Source organism: Streptomyces sp. NPDC051662 (assembly GCF_040681655.1).
Lineage (GTDB): Bacteria > Actinomycetota > Actinomycetes > Streptomycetales > Streptomycetaceae > Streptomyces.
Window position 1 is genome coordinate 156,191 of the sequence record NZ_JBFAZD010000013.1, and the last position, 12,954, is coordinate 169,144.

10 protein-coding genes and 1 pseudogene are annotated in these 12,954 nt (G+C 72.1%); 3 read left to right on the plus strand and 8 right to left on the minus strand.

What is annotated here, in order from left to right; all coding sequences use genetic code 11:
* Positions 1–54: 54 nt before the first annotated feature.
* The 3 genes from AB0M67_RS22850 to AB0M67_RS22860 form a co-directional block, all read right to left on the minus strand.
* Complete coding sequence (locus tag AB0M67_RS22850; RefSeq protein WP_365748107.1) at positions 55–1,464, minus strand: GNAT family N-acetyltransferase; 1,410 nt, start codon at positions 1,462–1,464, stop codon at positions 55–57.
* 231 nt (positions 1,465–1,695) lie between these two features.
* Positions 1,696–3,321 carry an alkaline phosphatase D family protein gene (locus AB0M67_RS22855; RefSeq protein WP_365748108.1) on the minus strand — a complete coding sequence of 542 codons (1,626 nt, stop codon included), beginning with the start codon at positions 3,319–3,321 and terminating at the stop codon, positions 1,696–1,698.
* A gap of 100 nt (positions 3,322–3,421) precedes the next feature.
* On the minus strand, positions 3,422–4,951 hold the full coding sequence (locus tag AB0M67_RS22860) for a PLP-dependent aminotransferase family protein (protein WP_365748110.1): 1,530 nt from the start codon (positions 4,949–4,951) through the stop codon (positions 3,422–3,424).
* Positions 4,952–4,998: 47 nt separating this feature from the next.
* Here AB0M67_RS22860 and AB0M67_RS22865 point away from each other — a divergent pair, with 47 nt between their 5' ends.
* From AB0M67_RS22865 to AB0M67_RS22875, 3 genes are all read left to right on the plus strand, one after another.
* Positions 4,999–5,934 (plus strand): DMT family transporter, encoded by a 936-nt coding sequence (locus AB0M67_RS22865; RefSeq protein WP_365748112.1) that lies wholly within the window; start codon positions 4,999–5,001, stop codon positions 5,932–5,934.
* 54 nt (positions 5,935–5,988) lie between these two features.
* Entirely contained in the window at positions 5,989–6,885 is an 897-nt protein-coding gene (gene sigJ / locus AB0M67_RS22870) for an RNA polymerase sigma factor SigJ (protein WP_365748114.1), read from the plus strand.
* 256 nt (positions 6,886–7,141) lie between these two features.
* The gene (locus AB0M67_RS22875; protein ID WP_365748116.1) at positions 7,142–7,906 is read left to right on the plus strand and encodes a GntR family transcriptional regulator; all 765 of its coding nucleotides are present in this window, start codon (positions 7,142–7,144) and stop codon (positions 7,904–7,906) included.
* A gap of 36 nt (positions 7,907–7,942) precedes the next feature.
* Here the strand turns inward: AB0M67_RS22875 and AB0M67_RS22880 are convergent, their stop codons facing one another.
* From AB0M67_RS22880 to AB0M67_RS22900, 5 genes and pseudogenes are all read right to left on the minus strand, one after another.
* Entirely contained in the window at positions 7,943–9,100 is a 1,158-nt protein-coding gene (locus AB0M67_RS22880) for an ROK family transcriptional regulator (protein ID WP_365748118.1), read from the minus strand.
* 104 nt (positions 9,101–9,204) lie between these two features.
* The gene (locus tag AB0M67_RS22885; protein ID WP_365748119.1) at positions 9,205–9,696 is read right to left on the minus strand and encodes a DUF6328 family protein; all 492 of its coding nucleotides are present in this window, start codon (positions 9,694–9,696) and stop codon (positions 9,205–9,207) included.
* Between the two features lie 350 nt (positions 9,697–10,046).
* Positions 10,047–10,529, minus strand: a pseudogene (gene mug, locus AB0M67_RS22890) (G/U mismatch-specific DNA glycosylase); the annotation flags it as partial.
* 7 nt (positions 10,530–10,536) lie between these two features.
* Positions 10,537–11,970, minus strand: coding sequence for an adenylosuccinate lyase (gene purB / locus AB0M67_RS22895; protein ID WP_365748121.1), 1,434 nt, complete (start codon positions 11,968–11,970; stop codon positions 10,537–10,539).
* A 59-nt stretch (positions 11,971–12,029) separates the two neighbouring features.
* Positions 12,030–12,911 carry an SGNH/GDSL hydrolase family protein gene (locus tag AB0M67_RS22900; protein WP_365748123.1) on the minus strand — a complete coding sequence of 294 codons (882 nt, stop codon included), beginning with the start codon at positions 12,909–12,911 and terminating at the stop codon, positions 12,030–12,032.
* Positions 12,912–12,954 lie beyond the last annotated feature (43 nt).

A 12,954-nucleotide genomic window follows, 5' to 3' on the forward strand; every position in this document is an offset into this window, starting at 1 on the left:
CCCCGGAACCGCCCCGGACCCGCGCCGCCGGAGCGCCCGATTCCGGCCGGGCCCTCAGCGTTCGGCCTGCTCGTGGCCGAACATCTCCGAATCGCCGTACGGAGGCAGCCCCCGCGCCGTCGTCGGCTCCAGCCGGGCCGTGATGACCAGCGTTCCCTCGTCGATCTGGTAGTCGAGCGGCAGACCGAGATCCCGCATGGTCGCCACCATGCCCGTGTTGGACGCCTGTGTGACGGCGTACACGCTGTCGCAGCGGGCCTCGACGGCGAGTGCCACGAGCCTGCCCAGCAGCTCGGATCCGATCCCGCGCCGCTGCCAGGCGTCCTCCACGATCAGCGCCACCTCGGTCTCGTCGCCGTCCCAGAGCAGATGGCCGAGGGCGACGAGCCGGCCGGACTCGGTCTCGACCGCGAGCGTACGTCCGAAGCGCGGGCTGAGCAGATGGTTCAGATAGCGGTCGGCGTCCCCGACCGGGCCGTGGTAGCGCAGGCCCAGGGTCCGTTCCGAGCAGCGGGCGTGCATGGCGAGCGCGGCGTCGAGATCGCCGCGGTCGGCGCGGCGGACGGTGATTTCCTCGCCCTCGGGCAGGGTGAGGACGTCCTGGCCGCGGGGGATACGCGGACCGAGCCGGGCGTCCAGCTCGACCAGGGCGCGGGCCCGTGCGAACTCGGTCGGGGTGAAGGGCAGATAGGGGCGCTCGACGATGATGCTGCCGCCGTGCGGGTCGTGCAGCCGCATCTCCGTTCCGTCCAGTACCCCTTCGACGGGCGCGTTCTCGCCGGCGGAGCGGCCGGCGAGGGAACCGGCGGGCCGGGAGCGGATCGTGCAGCGGCCGAGCAACTGGCGCAGCGAGAGCGGCAGCTCGGCGGCGTCCAGCGCGGTACGGGTGGCGAGACCGAGCACCCGGGTCGGGGTGTCCACCAGATCGTGCGCGTCGGCGCGCTCGATCCAGGTACCGCTGCCGCCCGCGGCCGAGATCTCACGGGTGAGGTCCTTCGCCTGGAGCGCGGCCGGGGCGCGCAGCAGGAACTCGTCCACGGTGCCCTCGGCCAGCGGATGGGTCTGGAGGGTGAGGATGTCGACCCGCCGGGCGGCGAAGGCGGCGCACAGCGCGGCGAGACTCCCCGGCTCGTCCCGCACGGTGGTCCGGGTCCGCCAGAGGGTCGTCTCCACCGGCTCGGACGGGGCCGTGCTCTTCCGCGCGTCGGGCACCGAGGGGGCCGGGGCCCCGGGCGGCGGAGGGGCATGACCGTGCCGTCGTGCCCACCATGTGTGGAACATGGCCGTGGCGATCAGCGCCACGGCGGAGGCGACCAGCAGGAACGCGCCGTCGGGTCCATGGGCGATCATATTCGCGAGGGCGTCGGCGACGGCCACGGCGGTGAACAGGGCGGCCAGCTCAACAAGGTCACGCCGCCAGTGGTGCGGGCGGCGGACACTCTTCGCAGACGTCACATTGGTCATGACCTCACTCTGACGGAATGGTGTTGCGTGATCACGAACGGTTTGTGACTGACGGGTTAAGTGTGGATCTGTTCCTTTTGGCCTATCTTTGGTCAACTTTGGCGTGGAGCGATCGCTTCAGCGATGCAATATGGCCGGCGGCCGAGCAGCCGTCCGCCCCGCGCGTTCTCCGGGGCGGACGGACGGTAAGGGACGGCTGCCGGGAACCCCGGCAGCCGGAGCGATGGGCTCCTACTGGCCGACCTTCCCCGGCTGGAGCACCTTCGTGAACAGCACCGTGCCGCCCTCTTCCCGCAGCCGGACCGTCAGCTCACCGCTGGCGCCGTCGATGTCCACCTCGCCGAAGAGCGGCGGGACCTCCATCGGGGAGAGGTTCGAGCCCTGCGGCGCCTTGACGAAGGCCCGGTCGGGGCCGAACGTGTCGTCCAGCTTGCTGGCCGGGAACTGGCCCGCGGCGATCGGGCCCGAGACGAACTCCCAGAAGGGCGCGAAGTCCTTGAAGGCGGCCCGCTCCGGCGTGTAGTGCTGCGCCGAGGTGTGGTGCACGTCCGCCGTCAGCCACAGCGTGCCGGTGATCCGGTGGTGCTTGATGTACCGCAGCAACTCGGCGATCTGGAGTTCCCGGCCGAGCGGGGCGCCCGGGTCGCCCTGGGCGATCGCCTCGATGTTCGCCGAGCCGTCCGGCACGACCAGTCCGATCGGCATATCGGCGGCGATCACCTTCCACACCGCGCGCGACCGCGACAGCTCGCGCTTGAGCCACGCGAGCTGCTCGGCGCCCAGGATGCCCTGGGTGTCATCGGTCTGCCGGCCGGGCGAGTTGGCGTTGCGGTACGTCCGCATGTCCAGCACGAACACATCGAGCAGCGGACCGTGGTTCACCACGCGGTGGACGCGCCGGTCCTCCCCGCGCGCCGGCGCCGAGATCGGGAAGTACTCGTGGAACGCCTGCGTGGCGCGGGCGGCCAGCACGTCCACGCTCTTCTCGGTGTAGCGGACATCGTCCAGGATCTGGCCCGGGTACCAGTTGTTGCGCACCTCGTGGTCGTCCCACTGAGTGATCGAGGGGACCTCGGAGTTGAAGCGCCGTACGTTCTCGTCGAGCAGGTTGTAGCGGAAGTTCCCCCGGTACTCGTCCAGCGTCTCCGCGACCTTCGCCTTCTCCGGAGTGGTGATATTGCGCCAGACACGGCCGTCGGGAAGCGTGACACTCGGCAGGATCGGGCCGTCCGCGTAGATCGTGTCGCCGCTGCACAGGAAGAAGTCGGGGTTGAGCCGGCGCATCTCGTCGTACACCGTGAATCCGCCGATGTCCGGGTTGATGCCCCAGCCCTGCCCCGCGATATCGCCCGACCACAGGAAGCGCACACCCTGGCGGCGCCTCACCGGCGCGGTACGGAACGTGCCGTACACCGGCTCGCCGGTACGGCGGGGGTCGTGGGGGTCGGCCAGGGTCACCCGGTAGTGCACCCGCTCACCGGCCGGCAGGCCGCGCAGCGGGACCGTACCGGTGAAGTCGGTGCCGGGGCCGAGCAGCGGACCGTGCCAGGAGCGGGCGCGGCGGAACGATTCGGTGGCCGAGGTCTCCACGATCATGCGGGCGGGCCGGTCGGACCGTACCCACACCAGTCCGGACGAGGAGGTGACATCGCCGGCCTGTACACCCCAGGCGGCGCGCGGCCGGCCGGACAGCGCCTGGGCGGGGGCCGCGCCCGCGAGCGCGGCACCGGGCAGCGCCAGCACGGCGGAGGCGGCGAGCGAGCCGCGCAGCACACCGCGGCGGCCGGGACCTCTCGGGGTGTCCGCGGCCGGAGCGGAAGAGGGGGCGGGGGAGGTATTACGGGCGTCGTGCGACATCGATGCGTCTCCTGGACAGATGGTGCGTCGGGGTGTCATGCCATGCCTAATGCCCGGCGGCGGCCGGTGCGCGAACCCCGGGTGAACAACCGGACGTGCCCTACCCGTCCCGGGCGGCCTCGGCCAGCAGCCGCACGCCCCGCTCGATCCCGCCCGGCGTCAACTGCGCGTATCCGATGACCAGTCGTACCAGGCCGTCCGCCGGCCGCGCCGTCCCGTGGTCCGCCAGCGCACGCAGCGCGATACCCGCCTCCTCCGCCCGCCGCAGGAACCGCGGCTCGGGGCCGTGGCGCGCGGGCAGCCGGGCGATGACATGGAGCCCCGCGGCGATCCCGCTGACCTCCGTACCGGGGAAGTGCCTGGCGAGGGCCGCGACCAGCGCGTCCCGCCGCTCCCGGTAGGCGCGTTGGCAGCGGCGCAACTGACGGTCGTAACCGCCCCGTTCGATGAACTCCGCCAGCACCGCCTGGTCGAGCGAGGGATTGCCCAGATCCATGGTGCGCTTGCGCTCGACGAGTTCGTCCAGCAGCTCGCGCGGTGCCAGCAGCCAGCCGAGCCGCAGTCCGGGGGCCAGCGATTTGCTCACCGAGCCCGTATAGACCACGCGTTCCGGGTCCAGTCCCTGGAGCGCGCCGACCGGCGCCCTGTCGTACCGGAAGTCGCCGTCGTAGTCGTCCTCCAGAAGGAAACCGTCCACGGACCGCGCCCACTCCAGGAGTTCCGTACGGCGCCGCGGTGAGTACGCGATCCCCGAAGGGAACTGGTGGGAGGGGGTCGTCACCACGGCACGCACCCCCGAACGGGCCAGCGGCCCCGGAGCCAGCCCCTCCGCGTCCAGCGGCAGGGGGACGGTCCCGAGCCCGGACGAGGCGAATAGCGAGGCGTGTTCAGGACTGCCGGGATCCTCCATGCCGACGGTACGCAGCCCGCGCCCGCGCAGGACGAATCCGAGCAGCGTCGCCGCCTGGGCCACCCCGGAACAGACCACCAGCCGCTCGGGATCGGCCGCCACACCGCGCCGCCGGGCCAGCAGCGCGGCCAGCGTGGTACGGAGCGCCGGCAGTCCGCGCGGGTCGGGATAGCCCAGCGCGTGATGCGGCAGCCGCGCCAGTACGGACGCGTGCGCCGCCGCCCAGGCCGCGCGCGGGAAGAGGGAGAGATCAGGGGTGCCCGGACGGAAATCGGCCCGCGCCCCGGGCGAGCGCGGGGCGAGATCACGGACCTCGGGCGCGGCCGACCGCACCGCGTCGCTCACCCACGTACCCGCGCCGCGTCCGCTGCGCAGATAGCCCTCGGCCGTGAGCTGCTCGTACGCCTCCGTGACCAGCCCGCGCGACACCCCCAGATCGGCGGCCAGCTCACGGCTGGCGGGCAGCCGGGTCCCGGCGCCGAGCCGCCCGGACCGGACGGCCGCGCGCAGCGCGGACTGGAGCGCGCGGCCCCGGCCCCGGGCGGGCGCGGCGGCGGCCGTCGTCAGCAGCTCCCACGCCGCGGTCCCGCCCTCCCCAGAGGGCCCGGCCGAGGAGCCGGACGCCAAGGAGGCCGGTGGCTCGGTCGCTGGCTCGGCCGACGGCTCGGTCGATGAATCGGCCGATGAATCGGTCGGTGAATTGGTCCCCGATGACGCCATGGAAATGGACCTTAAACCGGACCGCGCGACTCCCTAGCGTCGGCCCCATGAAAGCGAACTCCGTCCAAGGGGCGCTCCTCGCCGCCCTCGCCTGCGTCCTCGTCGGCGCCTCCTTCACCGCCAACAGCCTCCTCGGCGCCTATCCGTACGCGGGCGGCCAGGCCCTGCGCTACGGGATCGCCTGCCTGCTGCTCCTGCCCCTGACCGGCCGCGGTGGCACGGCCGCCCTGCGCTCGCTGAGCCGCCGCCAGTGGGGGCGGCTCGCGGCGCTCGCGGCGATCGGCATGGTCGGGTTCAACCTCGCGATCCTGGCCGCGGAACGCACCGCGGAGCCCGCCGTCCCCGGCGTCTTCGTCGGATGCGCGCCGATCGTGGTCGCCGTACTGATCCCGCTGACGGCCCGCCGCCGGCCGGCCCGCCCGGCGGTGATCGGGGCGCTCCTGGTGGCGGCCGGCGCCTTCGCCGTCCAGGGATGGGGCCGTACGGACCCGGCCGGCATCGTCTGGTCGGTGGGCGCGCTCCTCGGTGAGGTCGGCTTCGCGGTCATCGCCGTACCGGTACTGCGACCGCTCGGCCCCCGGCTGCTGTCGGCCACGGTCTGCGGGATCGCGGCCGTGGAGTCCCTGATCATCGGACTCGTCCTCGACGGCGCCCACGTACTGCGCGTCCCGACCGGCCAGGAGAGCGCGGCGCTGCTCTGGCAGGCCGTGGTGGTGACCGTCGTCGGCTTCGTCTGCTGGTACATGGGCATACAGCGGATCGGCGCCGAACGCGCCACGCTCTTCTCGGGGTTGATCCCGGTCTCAGCGGCGCTCACCGCGCCCCTGGTGGGAACGGGGACCTACGGCGCGGCACAGGCGGCCGGGAGTCTGCTGGTGGGCGCGGGGGTGGCCGGCGGCTCGGGAGTCCTGGCGAAGCGGCGGCGGCCCAGGGACGTTGCCCGGGAGGGTGAACCGGCGCACCGTCAGCACTCCCGGCCCTGACGCGACGGCCAAATCGCCTGGACAGCCGGTACGCCCATCGGCTGGGATGGGAAGGTGGCGACCGACACCGCGAGCACCGACGAATTCGAAGCGCACCGGCCCGTACTGACCGGGGTCGCCTACCGCATGCTCGGTGGGGTCGCCGACGCCGAGGACGTGGTGCAGGAGGCATGGCTGCGCTGGAGCGCCGCCGAGCGCGCGGACATCCGCGAGCCGCGCGCGTATCTCGTACGGATCACCACGCGCCTCGCCATCGACCGGCTCCGGCAGGCGAAGGCGCGGCGCGAGTCCTATGTCGGCCCCTGGCTGCCCGAACCGATCGTCACCGACTTCGGACCCGAACTCCCCGACACGGCCGAGCGCGCCGTGCTCGCCGACTCGGTGTCCGTCGCCGTGCTGGTCGTCCTCGAATCCCTCTCACCACTGGAGCGCGCGGTGTTCGTGCTGCGCGAGGCGTTCGGCTTCCCGTTCGGCGAGATCGCCGTCACCCTGGAGCGCAGCGAGGCCGCCGTCAGACAACTGGCGGGCCGGGCCCGGCGCCATGTCGAGGAACGCAGGCCGCGCTACGACGTCGATCCGGCCGAACGCCGCGCCCTCACCGAGCGGTTCCTCGCCGCCGCGGGTGGCGGCGATCTCGACGCGCTGCTCGCCCTGCTGGCGCCCGACGTACGGCTGATCGGCGACAGCGGCGGCAAGGCCAAGGCGCCGCTGCGGATCATCGAGGGCGCCGACAAGGTGGGCCGGTTCATGTTCGCCGTCGCGGAGGGAGCGGCGCTGTTCGAGCTGCGGGCCATGGAGTTCAACGGCGCCCCCGCGGTGCTCGTCCTCGACGGCGGAGTACCCGATCTCGTCCTCCAGCTGGAGATCGGGGACGGCAAGGTGGAGCGCGTCTACATCGTGCGGAATCCGGACAAGCTCAGTGGCGCCGCCCTGGAGCGCCCCTCCGCGTAAGCCCTGCTCGTCGCTTCCGCCGACTCCCGGCGCCGGGTCCGATCCGGACGGCCGGGCCTGTGTCACGCGCGCCTCACCAGCGTACGAACGTACTGTGAACACCCTGCGTCGGAGAGTGACTTCTCTCCGTGACCGACGGAGGATTGGTCTTGACCAACAGGATGGCCCGTCCTATCGTCACTATTTAGTGCAGGAACCTTTAATAAACAAGGGCATGGAAAACCCGCCGGAGAGACGGCGATTGCGGAGGATCAGGGTGGGGACCACGCAGCTGGAAGCAGTGCCGGAGCCTAAGTACTGGCACCTCAAGACCGTGCTCGGCGAAGCGCTCGACTCCGACTTCGCGGTGGGGGAGGTCCTGCCCAACGAGCGTGATCTGGCCGCCCGTTTCGGAGTCGCCCGCGCCACGCTCAGGCAGGCGCTCGAACAGCTGGAGCTGGAAGGCCGGCTCCAGCGCCGCCGCGGGGTCGGCACGACCGTCGCCCCGCCGCGCGTGGGTGTCGATGTCTCCACCACCCAGCACGAATGGCCCGGCACCGTACAGGACGCCTGGCAGCCCGTCGACTGTGCCATGGCGCCCGCGCCCACCGCGGTGGCCCGGCTGCTGGAGACGGACGCCGGCGAAGAGGTCCACACCGTCCGCAGGGTCCGCTCCACCCATGGCCAGGCCGTCGCGGCCGAACTGCTCTACGTACCCGCCTCGTCGGTGCCCGAGCTGTCGGCCATCGAGTCGCCCGAGGGGCCCGTGCGTGCCCGCGCCGTCCTGCGTGAGCTCCAGCGCCTCGGCCTCGACGGCCAGGACCGCGCCGTGGAACTGGGCTCCGCGCGCGCGGACGACGCCAGGGAGCTGGACCGGCTGCCCGGCGCACCCGTCCTCGTCGTCACGACGCGCTATGTCGTGGCGGGCCGTAACGCCGCCGTATCGGTGGCCACATACCGCGCCGACACCTGCCGGCTCACGTTCGGGGACTCCGGTGACCTGGAGATCAGCGAGGAGCCGCAGGAGCGCCGCGCGTCCTGAGGCCCGTTCACCCAGCCCCTTCAAGCGGCCCGTCGCTCAGCGGCGGGCCGTCACCGTACCCTCCACCGCGAACAGTTGCTCCTCGACATGGTCGAGCGCCAGCCGCAGCGCGCCCGTGGCCACCGCCGCCTCGCCGAGCAGCGAGAGCGCCACGCGCGGCGGGCGCAGACAGAAGCGGGAGAGCGCGTCACGCAGCGGGTCCAGTACGCCGTCGAGCCCGGCGGCCCAGCCGCCGATCACCACCAGCTCCGGATCCAGCGCCAGCACCAGCGCCGCCACATCGTGCACCAGCCGCTCGGTGAACCGCTCGACCGCCTCCTGAGCCCGGACGTCCCCGCCCTTGGCATCGGCGAAGACCTTCGCCACCGCCTGCTCGTCGAGCGGATGCAGCGGCTCGTCCGTCGTCGACAGCAGCGCCTCCGGACTCGCGCCGCGCCCCAGCAGATGCAGCGCCCCGATCTCACCGGCCGCGCCACCGAAGCCGCGGTGCAGCCGGCCGCCGATCAGGGCGCCCGCCCCGGGGCTGAGCCCGGCCAGTACGAAGACGATGTCGTCGGAGTCGATGGCCGCGCCCTTCCACTGCTCGGCCACGGCCGCCGTGTTGGCGTCGTTCTCCACCAGCACCGGACAGCGGAACGAGCGCCGCAGCCGCTCGCCGAGCGGCAGCCCGGTCCACTGCGGCAGCGCGGTGCCCAGCCGTACGGTCCCGTCGGCCTCCACGATGCCGGGGCTGCCGACCCCGACCGCGCGCAGCGAACCGCGTGACACCCCGGTGCGGCGCAGCACATCGGCGACGACCAGCCGTACGCGTTCGAGGCGCTCGTCCGCGTCGGCCGTCTCCGAGACCACCCGTGAACCGGCGCCGATGATCCGGCCGTCCAGCCCGGAGATCAGCGCGGCCACCCGGTGCGGCCCGATCTCGATGCCCAGCAGATATCCGGCCTCGGCCCGGAACCGGAACCGGCGCGCCGGCCGGCCCTGCTTACGGGTCCCGCCCTCCGCCGGCGCGGACTCCACGACCAGGCCCGTTTCTATCAGGCCCTCCACCACGCCCTCGACCGTCGGCCGGGAGAGCCCCGTGATCCGGGTCAGATCCGTCAGCGTGAGATCACCGGAGTCCCGCAGGGAGTGCAGCACCACCGCGGAGTTGATCCGCCGCAGGAGCGAAGGGTCTCCACCGGTCAGCCGCCCCACGGTGTGTCCTCCAAGCTCGTGCGCGTGTAGGCGGATGGTACTCGGTGCCCGCCGGTGCTGCGAGTGGTGCGTCCCACCCGGGCCGGGGTGAGTGCCCGCCCGCGTCATGGGGCCGGGCGGCGTAGCGCCCTCGGGAGGACGAACCACAGGCCGGTGAACAGGGTGAGCGTCGCGGCCGTGATCGCGATGGCGGCGGTCAGCCCGAGGACGACATCCATGAGCAGGAGAACAACGCCGTTGAGCGCGAGGGCGAGGAAGACCAGCCCGACTTCGGCGAGCCGCGCGGACAGGGCGACGATCCGGATCTTGGCGCCCCGGTGGAACAGCCCGCGGTGCAGTGCGACCGGAGTCGCGAGCACCGCCGAGGAGACCACCGTGAGCAGCAACGTCACCACGTAGGTGCCGCGTTCGAGGTGGTCGAGGTGGAGAAACCGGTTCGTGAAGGCCACACCGAGAAGGAAAGCGAAGACGATCTGCACGCCGGTCTGCACGACCCGCAGTTCCTGCAGAAGTTCGAGCAGATTGCGGTCGGCCCGCTCCGCGGGCGTTTCCCAGCTCAACGGAGGCGGATCGCCACCCGGCGCGATATGAGACATGGTCCCATTGTTCTCCGGCCGCCCGGTCACATCACGCGGCGCACCGCGTCGCGTCCGAAAGGCCCTGGGTGTGACGCCCTGTGAGATCGGGGAACGGCCCGCTCGACCGGACGGGACCTACGCGGCCATCGAGGCCGCCCGCAGCCGCGCGAACTCCGCCGCCATCGTCCTAGGGCGTGTCTTCAAAGTCCCGCCTGCCCGGCGACGCCCGGCACGCACGCTCGCTGCGTTGTCGGGTCACCCCAGTACGTCCAGTACTGGGGAGACCCTCCGCCTTGCGATCGCACGCGCCGGACGCCGCCGGGCCCGCCCTCCGGGCGGACGGCGCTACTTTGAAGACACGCCCTAGCCGTCCAATGCGCGTTCAGGCCGCTCGGGTTGGGCAGGGCCCAGATCCTGGTGTCGCCCATCGTCCGCTCCTGCGGTCCGATGCGCGCCTTCTTGTCGTCGAACGCCGTCCGGTACGCCGTGATGCCCGCGACCGCCAGCCAGTTCGGCCGCAGCTGTGCCACCTTCACCGCGAGGAGCCGGCCGCCCTCGCGGAACTCCTCGTCGGTCAGTTCGTCGGCCCGTGCCGTGGCCCGCGCCGCCACATTGGTGATGCCCAGGCCGTATGTCAGCAGCTCGTCCTGCTCGGCGGGCCTCAGCTGTCGCGGGGTGAAGCCGGACAGGTGCAGCACCGGCCAGAACCGATTGCCGGGGCGGGCGAAGTGGTGGCCCGTGGCCGCGGACATCAGGCCCGGGTTGATGCCGCAGAACAGCACACGCAGACCGCCCGCGACCACGTCGGGGATGACGCGGTCCCGGGCGGCTTCGAGCTCCTCGGGCCTCATCCGGAGGTCACAGGATCGAGCCCGGCGTATAGCCCGCGGCCTCCGGGTGGCGCTTCACGATCTCCTCGACGCGGGACACCACCGTCGCGATCTGGTCCTCCGCCGCGCCCGTGAAGGAGAGCTTGTCCGCCATCAGCGCGTCCAGCGCGGGCCGGTCGAGCGGCATGCGGTCGTCCGCGGCCAGCCGGTCGAGGAGCTCATTGCGTTCGGCGCCCTGTTCGCGCATGGCGAGGGCCGAGGCCACGGCGTGCTCCTTGATGACCTCGTGCGCCGCCTCCCGGCCCACCCCGGCCCGTACGGCGCCCATCAGCACCTTGGTCGTGGCCAGGAACGGCAGATAGCGGTCCAGTTCACGCGCCACGACCGCGGGGAACGCGCCGAACTCGTCGAGGACCGTCAGGAAGGTCTCCAGCAGTCCGTCGAAGGCGAAGAACGCGTCCGGCAGCGCCACCCGGCGGACCACCGAGCAGGAGACGTCGCCCTCGTTCCACTGGTCGCCCGCCAGCTCGCCGGTCATCGACGCGTAGCCGCGCAGGATCACCATGAGGCCGTTGACCCGCTCGCAGGAGCGCGTGTTCATCTTGTGGGGCATCGCGGAGGAGCCGACCTGGCCGGGCTTGAAGCCCTCGGTGACCAGCTCGTGCCCGGCCATCAGCCGGATGGTCTTGGCGACCGAGGACGGCGCCGCCGCCAGCTGCACCAGCGCGGTCACCACGTCGTAGTCCAGGGAGCGGGGATACACCTGGCCGACGGAGGTGAAGGCCTGGGCGAAGCCCAGATGCCCGGCGATGCGGAGTTCCAGCTCGGCCAGTTTCGCGGTGTCCCCGCCCAGCAGATCGAGCATGTCCTGCGCGGTGCCGACCGGGCCCTTGATCCCGCGCAGCGGGTAGCGGCCGAGGAGATCGTCCAGGCGTCCGTACGCGACGAGCAGTTCGTCCGCGGCGGTCGCGAACCGCTTGCCGAGCGTCGTGGCCTGCGCGGCGACGTTGTGCGAGCGGCCGGCCATGACCAGCTCCCCGTACTCGCCCGCGAGCTTGCCGAGGCGGGCGAGCACCGCGACCGTACGGTCCCGCGTCAGCTCCAGGGACAGCCGGATCTGGAGCTGTTCGACGTTCTCCGTCAGATCGCGGGAGGTCATCCCCTTGTGCACCTGCTCATGGCCGGCGAGCGCGTTGAACTCCTCGATCCGCGCCTTCACATCGTGCCGGGTGACCTTCTCCCGCTCGGCGATCGACGCCAGATCGACCTGGTCGAGGACGCGCTCGTAGTCGGCGAGGGCGGACTCGGGCACCTCGATCCCCAGATCCCGCTGGGCCCGCAGCACGGCGAGCCAGAGCTGACGCTCCAGCCTCACCTTCTGCTCGGGCGACCACAGCACGGCCAGTTCCGTCGAGGCGTAGCGGCCGGCAAGGACATTGGGGATACGAGGCTTGGCAGTCACGTGAAGGGATTCTATAGGCGGTTTGTGCAGGTCGGCGCCGCGGGCGTTTTTGTGGCTTGCTACGGAAGCCCGCGCGCGCCGGAGCCGGGCTCCGGTATGTCGTGGGTCCCCGGTGTCCCGTACGTCGCTGCCCCGTGCGTCGTGTGCGTCTCGTGCGTCTCATGCGTCTTGTACGTCTCGTACGGCAGCAGCTCCGGCCGCTTCGCGGGCCGGCCGTCCCCGGAGGAGCGCCCCGTGACCCGACGCATGATCCACGGTCCGAGATGCCGCCGGGCGAACCGGAGGTCGCTCGTCCGCCGCGTGGGCCACCCCACGGGCACGGCCGGCGGCAGCTCCGCGCGCCAGTCGTCCTCCGCGGCCAGCCCCAGCGTCTGCCAGACGGCCTCGGTGACCCGGCGATGGCCCTCGCCGGTCAGATGCAGCCGGTCCGCGTCCCACAGCCGCTGATCACCGAGCGCCGGAGCCCCGTACAGATCGACGACCAGCGCGCCATGGCGCGCGGCCAGCTCGTCCACGAAGGAGAACAGCTCCTCCATCCGCGGCCGGAACCGCTCCATCACCGGGCCGTTCCGGCCGGGGCTGCGCATCAGCACCAGCTGTCCGCAGGCCGGGGCGAGCCGTTCCACCGCCTCGGCGAGCAGCCCGCGCACCCGTCCCATGTCGACCTTCGGCCGCAGGGTGTCATTGAGCCCGCCGACCAGCGTCACCAGATCCGGTTTCATCGCGGCGGCGACATCCACCTGCTCCGCGACGATCTGGCCGATGAGCTTTCCGCGTACCGCGAGATTCGCGTACCGGAACCCGGGGGTACGGGCCGCGAGCCGGCCGGCGAGCAGATCCGCCCAGCCGCGGTACGAGCCGTCGGGGAGGAGGTCGGACATGCCCTCGGTGAAGGAGTCACCGACCGCGACGAAACTGGTGTAGTTGGCATTCATCTCCATGGCGGAGCGATCGTACCGCTCGGTATGGACCGCGCTCCAAGGG

Coding starts and splice junctions, on each gene's coding strand:
- AB0M67_RS22850 (WP_365748107.1), bottom strand. CDS start 1,464: ATGACCAATGTGACGTCTGCGAAGAGTGTCCGCCGCCCGCACCACTGG.
- AB0M67_RS22855 (WP_365748108.1), bottom strand. CDS start 3,321: ATGTCGCACGACGCCCGTAATACCTCCCCCGCCCCCTCTTCCGCTCCG.
- AB0M67_RS22860 (WP_365748110.1), bottom strand. CDS start 4,951: ATGGCGTCATCGGGGACCAATTCACCGACCGATTCATCGGCCGATTCA.
- AB0M67_RS22865 (WP_365748112.1), top strand. CDS start 4,999: ATGAAAGCGAACTCCGTCCAAGGGGCGCTCCTCGCCGCCCTCGCCTGC.
- AB0M67_RS22885 (WP_365748119.1), bottom strand. CDS start 9,696: ATGTCTCATATCGCGCCGGGTGGCGATCCGCCTCCGTTGAGCTGGGAA.
- AB0M67_RS22900 (WP_365748123.1), bottom strand. CDS start 12,911: ATGGAGATGAATGCCAACTACACCAGTTTCGTCGCGGTCGGTGACTCC.